Origin of the sequence: Sporosarcina ureae (genome assembly GCF_002109325.1) — a bacterium.
Lineage (GTDB): Bacteria > Bacillota > Bacilli > Bacillales_A > Planococcaceae > Sporosarcina > Sporosarcina ureae_C.
Map to the genome: position 1 here is coordinate 632,227 of NZ_CP015348.1, position 13,794 is coordinate 646,020.

13 protein-coding genes and 1 other annotated feature (1 of these 14 only partly in view) are annotated in these 13,794 nt (G+C 42.4%); of the genes, 3 read left to right on the top strand and 10 right to left on the bottom strand.

All coding sequences use genetic code 11. The features are described 5' to 3' along the window. Positions 1–18: 18 nt before the first annotated feature. The 3 genes from SporoP32a_RS03160 to SporoP32a_RS03170 all read right to left on the bottom strand — a co-directional run bounded on the left by SporoP32a_RS03160 (position 19) and on the right by SporoP32a_RS03170 (position 2,228). Positions 19–537, bottom strand: coding sequence for a hypothetical protein (locus SporoP32a_RS03160; protein ID WP_085426593.1), 519 nt, complete (start codon positions 535–537; stop codon positions 19–21). A gap of 78 nt (positions 538–615) precedes the next feature. Continuing rightward, positions 616–1,131, bottom strand: a complete 516-nt coding sequence (locus SporoP32a_RS03165; protein WP_085426594.1) for a DUF84 family protein — start codon at positions 1,129–1,131, stop codon at positions 616–618. A 23-nt stretch (positions 1,132–1,154) separates the two neighbouring features. Then, a complete protein-coding gene (locus SporoP32a_RS03170) occupies positions 1,155–2,228 on the bottom strand; it encodes a M42 family metallopeptidase (protein ID WP_085426595.1) in 1,074 nt (357 codons plus the stop codon). 200 nt (positions 2,229–2,428) lie between these two features. On the opposite strand from SporoP32a_RS03170, the gene SporoP32a_RS03175 reads away from it, so the two are divergent. Next, entirely contained in the window at positions 2,429–2,743 is a 315-nt protein-coding gene (locus SporoP32a_RS03175) for a hypothetical protein (protein WP_085426596.1), read from the top strand. Between the two features lie 347 nt (positions 2,744–3,090). Here the strand turns inward: SporoP32a_RS03175 and SporoP32a_RS03180 are convergent, their stop codons facing one another. The 4 genes from SporoP32a_RS03180 to dat all read right to left on the bottom strand — a co-directional run bounded on the left by SporoP32a_RS03180 (position 3,091) and on the right by dat (position 6,573). Further along, positions 3,091–3,936 carry a YtnP family quorum-quenching lactonase gene (locus SporoP32a_RS03180; protein ID WP_085426597.1) on the bottom strand — a complete coding sequence of 282 codons (846 nt, stop codon included), beginning with the start codon at positions 3,934–3,936 and terminating at the stop codon, positions 3,091–3,093. A gap of 116 nt (positions 3,937–4,052) precedes the next feature. Then, entirely contained in the window at positions 4,053–4,697 is a 645-nt protein-coding gene (trmB, locus tag SporoP32a_RS03185; protein ID WP_085426598.1) for a tRNA (guanosine(46)-N7)-methyltransferase TrmB, read from the bottom strand. A gap of 39 nt (positions 4,698–4,736) precedes the next feature. Further along, on the bottom strand, positions 4,737–5,705 hold the full coding sequence (locus SporoP32a_RS03190; RefSeq protein ID WP_085426599.1) for a nuclease-related domain-containing protein: 969 nt from the start codon (positions 5,703–5,705) through the stop codon (positions 4,737–4,739). Next, entirely contained in the window at positions 5,689–6,573 is an 885-nt protein-coding gene (gene dat, locus SporoP32a_RS03195; RefSeq protein WP_085426600.1) for a D-amino-acid transaminase, read from the bottom strand. Before dat ends, SporoP32a_RS03190 begins: the two co-directional genes overlap by 17 nt. A gap of 377 nt (positions 6,574–6,950) precedes the next feature. On the opposite strand from dat, the gene SporoP32a_RS03200 reads away from it, so the two are divergent. After that, complete coding sequence (locus SporoP32a_RS03200; RefSeq protein WP_085426601.1) at positions 6,951–7,172, top strand: DeoR family transcriptional regulator; 222 nt, start codon at positions 6,951–6,953, stop codon at positions 7,170–7,172. Between the two features lie 51 nt (positions 7,173–7,223). Here the strand turns inward: SporoP32a_RS03200 and SporoP32a_RS03205 are convergent, their stop codons facing one another. Then, positions 7,224–7,955, bottom strand: coding sequence for a pseudouridine synthase (locus SporoP32a_RS03205; protein WP_085426602.1), 732 nt, complete (start codon positions 7,953–7,955; stop codon positions 7,224–7,226). 3 nt (positions 7,956–7,958) lie between these two features. After that, positions 7,959–9,575: a putative polysaccharide biosynthesis protein gene (locus tag SporoP32a_RS03210; RefSeq protein WP_085426603.1), complete on the bottom strand. Its 1,617-nt coding sequence runs from the start codon at positions 9,573–9,575 to the stop codon at positions 7,959–7,961. A 151-nt stretch (positions 9,576–9,726) separates the two neighbouring features. On the opposite strand from SporoP32a_RS03210, the gene SporoP32a_RS03215 reads away from it, so the two are divergent. Continuing rightward, entirely contained in the window at positions 9,727–10,983 is a 1,257-nt protein-coding gene (locus SporoP32a_RS03215) for a BaiN/RdsA family NAD(P)/FAD-dependent oxidoreductase (protein WP_085426604.1), read from the top strand. 215 nt (positions 10,984–11,198) lie between these two features. Here the strand turns inward: SporoP32a_RS03215 and leuS are convergent, their stop codons facing one another. Then, the gene (gene leuS, locus SporoP32a_RS03220; RefSeq protein WP_085426605.1) at positions 11,199–13,613 is read right to left on the bottom strand and encodes a leucine--tRNA ligase; all 2,415 of its coding nucleotides are present in this window, start codon (positions 13,611–13,613) and stop codon (positions 11,199–11,201) included. A gap of 80 nt (positions 13,614–13,693) precedes the next feature. Next, positions 13,694–13,794, bottom strand: a binding site (T-box leader) (it continues 117 nt past the right edge of the window).

Sequence of the window (13,794 nt, forward strand, 5' to 3'; positions counted from 1 at the left end):
CTTCCGTACTCAATTTTTTTATTGATCGTCATGTTGAACTGAACGAGCAATTTCCATCATTTTTTCCAAGTAGGCGCTAGTGTTTGCTTCGTCTGTTACAGTTTCCACCTTCGCTCCACCTACGTTCGCAATTAACTCAACTTGCTTTTCACCTTTTTCAATAACCGCAACAAAGCCAAATGCTTCATCTTTAGAAAATGTTTGTGCGCCTACTAAATTTTCCGGTTCATCCGTCAATAACACATCATAATAGACATGACTATTTTTCTTTTCATTCGGATTAACGGTTAAGTAAAATGAATCATGTCGTTTAGTTAAGACAATCGTTTGTGAAGTTGATTCTTCATCTACACGTATAGTTGGCGGTTTATAGAAGTCAATATCGCCTACCGCATGATTCGTTTTTTTGCTATTCAATTCAAAAACTTTTTTCGCTGAGACAAATGCATCGTCAGTACGGACTTCCACTTTCTGATTACATCCTACTAATACGACAGCTAGTAGCAACAGCAAGAAAACCTTTCCACTTCGCAACATTCAGGTTCCCCCCTTCTCTACTTTCGTTCACTTTTCTATCAGTCCTATTCTAATCGCACGCTGTCGCTATTGCAATCGTCAACTCTGACGTGACATGCTATACAAGAGCTGCCCGATTAATAATTGCATAATATGTTCAAAAAGTGCATCCCTTGGTACAAGTTGCGCTGTCAACATTCCCATTGCGCCTTCTGACATACGGACATTTCTCTTTTTAAAATAGTCATCCACCGCGTCACCCAGTTCTTTACCACTACGAACTTCCACGGCTAGCTCTTCTGGCAACGGAATTTGTGCGCCCGCGGCAGTATACGTTTTGCCTTCCGGTGTAGTGAGGGCACCCCAATTGCAAAGGTACATGGTGTCCGCAATCATGTGGACACCGCCTTCCAAGCCAATACCATACATATCGTTTGCGACAGCAACCGATCGATTAATCGCACCTTGGCGCGTTTCCTCTTCGCTCATCGGCTGAGCGCTAACGCCTGACGAAACGGACACGGAAGAAACAGAACTATTTTCCAAACACTGCTCGATGATTCGAACGGCCGCACGCTTCTTCGCCTGATTTTCAGAGCCTAGAACAAATTCCATTCAGTCCCCTCTTTTCTAAGAGCCTAGCTATTTTGCTTTAACGTTTCTACTGTAGTTTTATCACATGCTTTTACTAACTTTGTAATTAATTCCTTAGCTGCTGCATAATCATCTGTGTGGATGATCGAAGCCGCAGTATGGATGTAGCGAGAACAAATACCGATGACTGCACTTGGGACGCCGTTATTCGCCACATGTACTTGCCCTGCATCCGTGCCACCTTGAGAAACAAAATATTGATACGGTATATTGTGAGTTTCAGCGGTATCTAAAACGAACTCTCGCATGCCGCGATGAGTGATCATCGAACGGTCCATGATACGCAATAATGCGCCTTGGCCCAACTGCCCAAATTCTTTTTTATTGCCGCTTGCATCATTTGCAGGACTTGCATCGAGTGCGAAGAATAAATCCGGATCAATCATGCGAGCCGCTGTTTGTGCTCCACGCAAGCCGACTTCTTCCATAACCGTTGCACCTGAATACAACGTGTTTGGCAACGTTTCATTTTTCACTTCTTGCAACAGTTCAACAGCTAGACCACAGCCATATCGATTATCCCACGCTTTGGCCATAATCTTCTTTGGATTTGCCATCGGTGTGAACGGACAAATCGGCAAGATCTGCTGGCCCGGACGAATTCCGAAACTCTCTGCATCCGCTTTATCATCTGCGCCTACATCGATCAGCATATTTTTGATATCCATCGGTTTACTGCGCTCTGCATCACTTAATAAGTGTGGCGGAATCGATCCAATGACTCCCGGAATTTCTGTATCTTCCGTGATGATCTGGACTCGTTGCGCAAGTAGGACTTGGTTCCACCAGCCACCTAACGGCTGAAAACGAAGCATACCATTATCTGTAATACCCGTTACCATAAAACCGACTTCATCCATATGTCCGGCAACCATGATCTTCGGTTGATCTTCTTTTCCGTGGCGAACGCCAAAGATTCCACCCAAACCATCTTGAATAATCTCATCCGAATTTTGTGCCAACTGCTCACGCATAAAAGCCCGGACACGGTATTCATTACCTGGTGCGCCCGGAAGTTCAGTCAGTGTACGAAATAACTCTAATGTCTCTTTTTTCATCTAAATCCCTCACTTTTTCAGTCTATTCGTATTATATCCAGTAACCAAACAGATGAAAACTAATTAGGTTAACAATCTGCTTTACACAAAGGTGCCATATTTTACCGATTACTCAAGCAAGAAAAGCTTTTGAATCGCCATGCCCTTTTAAACTATGTTACACTATAAGAAAAGATTTGCGAAGGAGGCTGCACTTAGCCATGAGAGTAAAAGAATTTGTTGCTGGAATTTTAACCGGAGTTGCTGCAGGCGTAGTAGTGAATGAGGCTTTTAACCGTTATAACGAAGAAGTACCAGCTGATAACGTACTTAAAAAAGTAAAAGACGCATTTAAAGAAGAAGGCCCAATCGACGGTTCTTGGATCGTAATGAAGCCAGAACCTTACACAAACCATGTCATCTCTATGGACGTTTACCGTGGTGGCGTTTCACGTATGAAAGACGGCAAACTAGAGCAATATGAATTCGCAGCAGATGCGAAAACAGGCACTGTCGTAGAGCTAGTTCGCCAGTAATCAGTATTTAACTATAAGAAAAGAGGCTATCCGAGAAGTATCTACTTCTCGCGATAGTCTCTTTTTTAAAAAGGTGTTTTACATACAGAAAAAGACAAACCCCGCGTATATGGGATCTGTCTCTAGGACTTAATTTTTTAACAATGCATAAACGTTCAAATTTCAGAAGATGACACCAGTTGATCGTAAGTGTAAGGTGGCGACTCCTAGTGGATCAGCGTGAGCCTTGAGACCCCGCAGGAACGAAGTGACGAGGTGGCTCAAGCCCCGCCCACAGGAAAGCGTCCGCCTGGAACGTCGATCAACTGCACCTCCCCATTTCAATCACTTGAACTTGAACTCAACCCTTACCGAGAACGAGGCAAGCTATCCACAATCTTCTTTCCATCCTCACTAAACTTTGCCATGCGATACACAGCATCATGATAGAAAATAAAACCATATTCATTTGGAAGCGCTTCCTTCATAATGCGCTCTTTCGCAAAAATCGAGTCCATCGGATAATCATCATAAGCTAGTACCCACAACGGGTTCGTGTGCGCATGCGTCGGCATAATATCCGCCATATGAATGAGTGTCTCGCCGTCCTGTTCTAACTTAATCACACTATGACCATCACTATGACCGCCAGTATGTATCATTTTTATGCCCGGCACTACATCGATTTCATCTTCAAACGTTGTCACTTGTCCTTGAATCGGCTCCCAGTTTTCTTTCCAGTACGTATTTCGGGAACGAATATTCGGTTCTCTCATTTCATCCCACTCGACTTGTGAAGTGTAGATCTTGGCATTTTTAAACACTGAAACGAGCTGATCGCCTTCCCACTGCGTCAAACCTGCCGCATGGTCATTGTGAAGATGGGACATCAACACAACATCGATATCATCTGGCGTCATACCTAGTTCTTCCAAGCTTTCTTCTACACGTGTTTCAGCACGCACACCCAAATTGCGCTTTTTCTTCTCGTCCAACTTACCCTTACCTATACCTGAATCGATTAAATAATTTTTGCCTTCGTATTGAATTAGGATTGGGTCTGTTCGTAGTTCAATCAGATTATTTTCATCTGCTTCATAGCGTCTTGACCATAATGCTTTCGGAACGACACCGAACATCGTACCGCCATCCAAATAGTTTACGCCACCGTCTAACCACGTTAGTTTCATGTCATGAAAAGTTAATTGATCCATTATATTTCCTCCCTACATTCCTAAATTATCTGTTGTAATGACGTGATACTTCTCCACCAACCTATAGCGTGAGTGGAAAAGTATCACGTCAGACAACTAGTGATCTAGCCTATTAATCAGCTTTGGTACTGCGCTTCCAAACGATAAATCGGTTGACCTTTACTTGAGAACTTTTCTTCGTACTCTGTTAACACATTGTCTTCCGGCATGTTTGCATGTAAATCTAGTGAAACGGATAGCAGTTTCATGCCATAGTTCGTCAAGGAGACAAGAGAATATTCAAACAACGGGCGATTGTCTGTCTTAAAGTGAATTTCTCCATTCTCCTTCAAAACACCTTCATATTTCGCTAAGAAGTTTGGATGTGTCAAACGACGTTTCTCATGTCGATCTTTTGGCCACGGATCAGAAAAGTTCAAATAGACTCGATCAATCTCTGATTTTGTAAAAATAGCTTCCAATTCTTCGCCATTCACACGCATCAAACGTAGATTGGCAGGTTTTTCTGCTTCGATCGTTTTCTCCAACGCTGAAACGATAACATTATCAAAATGTTCAATACCGATATAATTAATTTCTGGATTAGCCAATGCCATTCCAATAACAAATTGTCCTTTTCCTGTACCTACTTCAATATGGATAGGAGAATCGTTTCCGAACTCTTCCGCCCAATGACTTTTCTTGCCTTCCGGATCTAAAATCAACACATCCGGATGCTCTGCCATGAAATCTTTTGCCCATGGCTTATTTCGTAAACGCATACTGGTTACACTCTCTCTTTGTCTGTAATTTCTAATCTATTACTCTTCCACGATTTCTTCCCCATCAAACAATCGGCTCATTGCTGTAGTTTGTGCATGATCCAAAATAGCCTGTGCCGCTTTAAATTGGGTATGCTTCATAGGACTCGGATTGCTACATAACTTTGTCAGCCATTGTTCATATGTTTTGCGGTCAATCGTAGTAACTTCAAATGGCGTTCCTGGATAATCAATATAGCCCTTTCTTGAAACAATCAATTTCTTGATCGGAATCTCCACTTTCGCTGCCTTGAAAAATGATGAAACAATTTTCTCCATCCTACTGAGCGCTATAGTAGGATTCAGTACTTTCTCTTCTTGATCCCCAAACTTTTTGAGCCAAAATCTTTCGCCAGTACCTATGTACGCAGCCAATCTTTCATCTTCGAGCACTGTTATGCAGTAGCATGTAGTAGGTGCCAATAAGATAATGTCTAACTCGACAGGCGCTTTATTCACTTTGACGATTGGATAATAAAACAACAAAAAGCTATCAGGTAAACGTAATGTCAGTTGTTTCAATAATGGGTCAGAGAAATACTTCGGGTCTACACGAGATCGGTCATACAATGTAGAACTCGCCCACTTTAATTGGAATTGAAACAGTTGATCGCGATACGCCTTCTTTAATTGCTCAACATTTGAAGGTTGTCCCGAGATGGAAGCTTGAAAGTCTAAATCATCGTCTTGATCTTCCGCACCGTCCTCCGAAACTGTGGACTCTTGCGCGAATTCCACATCTCTTCGTTTGCGCCATTTTCCGAATAATACCGTATACCATCTTGAACGCTCTTGCACATCTTCTGGAAAAGTAGCCGCTTGCTCTACATGCAAATCAGCACCGTGTTCCCATTGATTTTTAATACGCTTCCATTGATAACGTTTCAGACGGATAAATTGGGTAGGATAGCGCGTTAAGTCATTCTCGTACCGAGATACATAATCGACGAGTTTAACTAGCTGGGCCATTTGATTCTCTTTCCTCAACATTACCAGACGCTACTAACATCGGAATCTGTGCTTCAAACGCAACTTGCAACTTTCTCGTCAACGGACCTGGGATTCCTTGTCCTATAGGTTGCTGATCAATCGTCACGGCAGGCGTAATCTCTGCATTCGTCGATGTATAGAAAAACTCATCCATCTCTAATGCTTGCGGCAGCGTGAATTCTTTTTCTTCAACCGGAATATTCAAATTCTTAGCTAACTGCAAAACGACACGACGAGTAATCCCGTTAAGGATAAAATTATTCGCAGGGTGCGTGTATAGCACGCCATCCTGAATGCCGAATACATTGGAAGATGAACCTTCACGTACCAACCCGTCACGTACGAATAGCGCTTCTTGACATCCATGATCAAATGCCTCTTGTTTCGCCATCACATTACCGAGTAGGTTCAAACTCTTTATATCACAACGAAGCCAACGCACATCTTCCACAGACTTCATGGCAGCACCTTGCTGAAGATAGTGCATAGGACGTTCATTTTCTACCGCATACCCAACTACGACAGGCTGAATACTTTCAGGGAATTGGTGAACGCGTGGCGCAACACCACGGGTTACTTGTAAATAGATATGTCCCATAGTAATCTCATTTTCTGTTTGAAGTTTTTGTATGATCTCGCCTAATTCTTCAATAGTATATGGCATGACCATACGAATTTTTTCTGCACTTTCTATTAAACGCTCCAAATGTTCTTGTGCAGTGTACAATGCGCCATCGTATATTTTAATTACTTCGTAGACGCCATCGCCAAAAGCATAACCACGATCATTTACGGATACATGCACTTCATCTTCTTCTAGAAATTTTCCGTCTTTAAAATAGATCATACCACCGTCACCTCTTCTGTTATGAAACTTCAAGCTGTCCTACCGCCAGTTTCTTCTGTTCCTATTTTCACATGTTTACCGAATAAAATCAATTAGACCTTGATAGAGCGTCAATGAATTTTCTTGTTAACAGGGAAAACTAGCTAACTGTCTAACTTAAAAACTATTAATTCGAATTTATGCAAATAGATAAGCGAAAACATGTGCGCTTTTGTCTATAATACGTTATACTACTAGTGTCAGAATCATTCACTAACTATTCTGGCATAACATAGTATCGAGGAGCGGATCAGGAAAGATATTATCAGAGAATACCCCAACAGTCTTCTTTTGCAATGTTGGCGTGAAAATATGAAGATGAAGGAGTGGTTTCTTAGATGAACCCAGCTACCGATCGCATGTTAATTCGTATCAAAGATGTCTATCTGTTCATTCGGGATAACGGAAAAGTAACGACGGAGGATGTAGCGGATGAATTCAACATTTCAACCCGCACTGCTCAACGCGACTTAAACGTTCTGGAGTACAATGAATTGATTAAGAGCTCAGTCCGCGGCGAATGGACGACGACGTCCAAGAAAGTGAAATTATCTTCCTGATCCTGTCTCCTATATACAAATTTTCAACGCAAAAAGGCTGACGCTTTTGCATCAGCCTTTTTGCTTGGAACGATCTATTTCTTTCAACTGCTGTAATTCCCCATCCGTCAACTCTCGGTATTCCCCTAACTCCAAATCCGGATCTAATTCTAGAGGTCCCATTGTCAAACGCTTCAGGTATACCACTTTTTTCCCTACCGCTTCAAACATTCGCTTTACTTGATGAAACTTTCCTTCTGTAATCGTCAATTCAATTTCTGACTCTTCAGCAGAATGCAAGATATGTAAAATACCCGGCTTCGTTTCATAAGCATCATCCAAGATCACGCCGCGCGCAAAAGCTTCGGTGTCTTCTTCCGTTACAATCCCTGCCACTTTCGCGTAATACGTTTTAGGTACTTCTTTTTTAGGTGACAATAAATTATGCGCAAGCTTTCCGTCATTTGTCAGCAATAATAATCCTTCTGTGTCTTTATCTAAACGACCTACTGGAAACGGTTCGAAATGTCGATCTTCACCTGCAAGTAAATCAACAACCGTTTGATCACGGTTATCTTCCGTCGCAGACAAGACACCAGGTGGTTTGTGCATCATCAGATAGATAAATTCTTTGTAAACCACTTCTTCACCTAGAAGCGAAATATTGTCCGAAACTGGATCCACGTGCTGGGCAGGATCTTTCATCACTTCCCCATTTACGCGGATCATGCCTTTTTTCAACAGTTGTCGAACTTCTTTACGTGAACCGTATCCTGTATTTGATAATAATTTATCGAGTCTCATTCATTACCCTCCAAGTCCGATGCGTCTCATAATACGTGTCAGACGATCACCGAATAGTTGTTGTGCAAGTCCTGATTTTAAAGCGAGGAATCCGTATATTACCATACCGACGCCCGTTCCAATCATGACATACAGCAAAGCTTGCCAACGACCTACAGGAATATGCGCCATGTTCAGACCTTTGTTTGCCAGCCAAACACCAGCAAACATTACCGCGTTGAACGCTAAAATCAAGAATAAACGTCTAATGACCATTTCAGATTTATAATTCAATGCTTTTTTAATGACGAACAAGTTAATACCCACTGCTACTGAATAGCCAATGGCGGTAGCTAAAATCGCACCGTTTGTTTCGAACATCTTGATCAATGGGATGTTGATTAGCATCTTAATAAGTAGACCCAGTAACGAGGTGAAGACAATCCATTTATGATGGTCAATTCCTTGCAAGATCGCAGCCGTTACCGTGAACATCGCGAAAAGAATCGCCACTGGTGCGTAAGAAGCCAATACGCTTGCACCCGCCACATCATATTGATACAAGAATTGATATACTTCACTGTTTAAGACAATCAAGCCTATTACCATAGGAATCGTCAAGAACAACATAATTTGATACGTCTGATCAAGTGAACGTGTAACGCCTTTTTGATTATTCATCGTATAGTCTTTCGTAATAATTGAAATAAGCGCCATGGAAAAACCAGTCGCAACCATTACAGGAATCATGACAATTTTATGTGTCAAAAAGTTTAGTTTCGTTAAATACAAATCCGATACACTAGCGAGACCGATAGAACTCATCGCACTGTTAAATGTAATCATATCAACAAATTGATAGATCGGATTGATTGTTCCAACTAGCACAAACGGTAAAACATAGGCAAATACTTCTTTATAAATTTGTTTTAGCGGGATAGAACTTGCCGGTGGACTGTTCGATAATAAATAATCAAATTCATCTCTATACTTCTTCCAATAATAGTAGAGACTCCACAGACCTGCAAGCGCACCAATGAATGCTGCAAACACCGCAAATTGAACTGCGATTCTTGGTGACAGACCGAGTACATTGACGACTACGAATGCACCGACTAGGACAACAATAATTCGTACAATCTGTTCGATTAATTGAGAAACAGAAGTCGGTTCAAATTTTTGATAACCTTGAAGGTATCCCCGCGCAATGCTCAGTAACGGAACCGCAAGTAACGCAAAGCTCACCCAGCGAATGACTGTCGCAATATCGTGTACGGTAAAAATCTGTTCATCGCTTTTGATAACGAGTTCGGCAATGGGATTCGCAAGGAAAAACAATGCAAGAAATGATAGAAAACCAGTTACAGACATAACGACCATACCCGATTTCATTAATTTCCTGCCGGTCGCATAATCGCCTAATGCATTATACTTGGAGACGAATTTGGATATCGCAAGAGGTGCTCCAGATACGGCTACTGCTAGCGCTAAGTTATAAGGTATGTATGCGTATTGATAGAGTCCAACACTATTCTCTCCAACGATTGCATAAAACGGAATTACATAAAGTAAACCAAGTGCTTTCGATAAAAATAGGCCAATCGTTAAAATGGCCGTGCCCTTCAATAAATTCGATGCCATAATTGATTCCTTCCATTCCTTAAGAGATACTTGTATAGTTTACCCCTCGACACTCATTTGTACAATCTTTAACTGAAGACTAAATCAAAAAGCAATCGCACCTATATGGTGTATAATGAAAGACAAAACGAAATGAAAGAGTGGTTCTACAATGTATGATGTAATCGTAATCGGTGGCGGACCTTCAGGCTTAATGGCCTCCATTGCGGCAGCCGAACAAAAAAAACGTGTGCTGCTAATTGAAAAAGGACGAAAGCTTGGCAATAAATTAGCCATTTCTGGCGGCGGTCGCTGCAACGTCACAAATAGATTGTCACAAGAAGAAATTATTAAACATATTCCAGGTAACGGAAAGTTCTTATACGGACCGTTCTCTGTTTTCAATAATCAAGATATCATTCAGTACTTTGAAGGGCTCGGTGTACCATTAAAAGAAGAAGATCATGGTCGCATGTTCCCTGTTTCAAATAAATCCAAAGACGTCGTTAATGCGCTATTGAATCAAATGGATGAACTCGGCGTAGAAATACGCCTAGAAAGTCGTGTACAGAAGTTGCTAATGGACGACGAAAAAATTCTCGGCGTCCGTTTAGAAGACGGCGAAGAGATTCGCGCGCATGCGGTAGTAGTTGCAGTCGGTGGTAAAGCGGTTCCGCAAACAGGTAGTACGGGAGATGGCTATCCTTGGGCTGAACGCGCAGGACATACTGTCACGACACTGTATCCAACAGAAGTGCCCTTGCTATCACGAGAACCATTTATCGTTTCAAAAGATTTACAAGGTCTCGCACTACGTGACGCAAAAGTATCTGTTTTAAATAAAAAAGGCAAAACTCTCGTAACCCATCACATGGATATGTTATTCACTCACTTCGGATTAAGCGGTCCTGCCATTTTACGTTGCAGTCAGTATGTGGTGAAAGAGCAGATGAAGAATGGCAAGCAGCCAGTTTTGCTTCAAATTGATTCGATACCTGATCAGCACGAAGAGCAACTAACACAAACTATCGCGAAGATTTTAAAAGACGAACCTAAAAAACAAATCAAAACTTCATTAAAAGGACTTGTTCCTGAACGATGGCTGCTGTTTTTATTGAAAAAGGCGGGAATTAGCGAAACAGAAATCGGTCTAGATATTAAACGGGAAGATGTTCGCACACTGGCCCAACTTTTGAAAACGTTCCCTGTGCATATAACAGGTACGCAACCAATCGAGAAGGCATTCGTAACAGGCGGCGGAGTTTCCGTTAAAGAAATCGAGCCGAAGACGATGGCTTCACGAAAAAAAGTCGGACTCTTCTTCTGTGGCGAAATTTTAGACATCCACGGCTATACAGGCGGTTATAACATTACCGCAGCGCTTGTGACAGGTCGATTAGCTGGGATGAATGCTGGTTTGGTTGGCTGACTGTTTTTTCTATGAGCGGATATGAGTCGGCTATGATCGGTTTGCGTGTGTGATAGAGCACTCAACCTGATTCATAGAGCGCTTAACGCATGCCATAGAGCACTCAACCCGTCCAATAGAGCGCTTGCCGCGAATGTATGAGCACAACCAAATATCCGAGACATTATAAAAAGCCGGTAGGAGAAATAAATCTCCTGCCGGCTTTTCGCATTTCATTACCCTGCTACGATATTAACTAGACGACCAGGAATCGCGATGATTTTCTTCAATTCCTTGCCTTCCATCCACTGCTTCACGTCTTCGTTTTCCAAAGCCGCTTGTTCTAATTCTTCTTTCGTGCAATCTCTCGCTACGGTAATCTTCGCACGGATTTTCCCGTTGATTTGTACCGCCACTTCCACTGTGTCATCCGACAATTTCGTCTCATCAAATGTTGGCCACTGTGCGTAAGCAATCGTGTCCGTGTGCCCTAGTTTCGACCACAGTTCTTCAGCCAAGTGAGGCGTGATAGGTGAAATTAATAAAAGGAATCCTTCGATGTATGCTTTTGGCAACTTCTCCGCTTTATAGCTTTCATTGATGAAGACCATCAATTGTGAGATCGCTGTGTTATTACGCATAGCTTCGTAATCCTCTGTAACTTTTTTAACTGTTTGATTATAGACTTTTTCTAGTGGTCCGCCAGTTTCATCCGTCAATTTGTCCGTCAACGTATCATCTTCATTGACAAGTAAACGCCAAATGCGGTCAAGGAAACGACGTGATCCGTCTAAACCATTTGTCGACCATTCTTTCGATGCGTCAAGTGGTCCCATGAACATTTCATAAATACGCAATGTGTCTGCACCGTGTGAATGAACGATATCATCCGGGTTGATGACGTTGCCTAGTGATTTAGACATTTTCACATGTCCTTCGCCTAAGATCATTCCTTGGTTAAAGAGCTTTTGGAACGGCTCTTTCGTTTGCACAACACCGATATCGTACAATACTTTATGCCAGAAACGAGCATACAATAAATGCAGAACCGCGTGCTCCGCCCCACCTACATAGATATCAATCGGCAACCAGCGCTCAGCCAACTTCGGATCAATGATCATGTCATCGTTATTCGGATCGATATAACGCAAGTAATACCAGCAGCTTCCCGCCCACTGTGGCATCGTGTTCGTTTCACGACGACCTTTCATACCTGTTTCTGGATCCACTACATTGACCCACTCCGTAATGTTTGCAAGTGGTGATTCACCTGTTCCGCTCGGTTTAATATTGTCTGTTACCGGCAACATCAACGGCAATTCCGATTCATCAACAGTAGTCATCGTGCCATCTTCCCAATGAATGACAGGAATCGGCTCGCCCCAATAACGCTGGCGGGAGAATAACCAGTCGCGCAAACGATACGTAATTTTGCGTTCACCGTTACCATTCTCTTCGAACCACTCAATGGATTTTGTAATGGCTTCTTCTTTTCCTAAACCATTTAAGAAGTCCGAGTTCACGTGCTCGCCTTCTCCTGCATAGGCTTCTTCTTCAACGTTACCGCCTGCCACTACTTCTACAATCGGTAAATCGAATTTCTTTGCAAACTCATAGTCACGCTCATCATGTGCAGGAACTGCCATGATCGCACCTGTACCATAAGTAGCCAAGACGTAATCTGCGATCCAAATCGGCATCTTCTCGCCACTTGCTGGGTTGATGGCATACGCTCCAGTGAATACGCCTGTCTTATCTTTCGCTAAATCTGTACGCTCAAGATCACTCTTAGATTTCACTGCATCAATATAAGCTTCTACTGCTTCGCGCTGATCATCTGTAGTGATCGTGCTAACCAATTTAAGCTCAGGAGCGAGAACTGCATATGTCGCACCGAAAATCGTATCAGGACGTGTAGTAAAGGCTTCGAATGAATGCTCAGTATCCGCAATTTCGAATTTCAGCTGTGCGCCTTCAGAACGACCAATCCAGTTACGCTGCATGTCTTTTAAGCTCTCAGGCCAATCCAAATCATCCAAGTCTTCTAACAGACGATCCGCATATTCCGTAATACGTAAAACCCATTGGCGCATCGGACGACGTTCAACCGGGTGATTTCCACGCTCAGACAATCCGTCGATCACTTCTTCATTCGCAAGTACTGTTCCTAATGCTGGACACCAGTTAACAGCTACTTCATCGATATATGCAAGACCACGCTTATAGAGTTGAATGAAAATCCACTGCGTCCATTTGTAATAGCTTGGATCCGTTGTATTGATTTCACGAGACCAATCATACGAAAATCCAAGATCCTGCATTTGGCGTTTAAACGTAGCAATGTTCTTCGCTGTAAATTCAGCTGGATCATTCCCCGTATCAATTGCATACTGCTCAGCAGGCAATCCGAAAGCATCCCATCCCATTGGGTGCAAAACGTTATATCCTTGCTTACGTTTGAATGCACTCAAAATATCTGTCGCGATATAGCCAAGTGGATGTCCCACGTGAAGCCCTGCACCTGACGGATAAGGGAACATATCCAATGCATAAAACTTAGGCTTGGATGGATCATCAATCATTTTGTATGTATCGTGATCTTCCCAATACTTTTGCCACTTTTCTTCAATTTGCGTGTGTTTATAACTCATGTCAAAAATTCCTCCAATGTAATCTAATTTCTGTTTCTTGTATTGGTGAGTACAGATAAAAAAAGACTCCCGTCCCTCTATAAAGGGACGAGAGTCTATATAGTTTCCCGCGGTACCACCCAAATTGACGGATTACGCCGTCCAACTTGATTCCTTAACGCGGAGTACGGTATTAGTTACA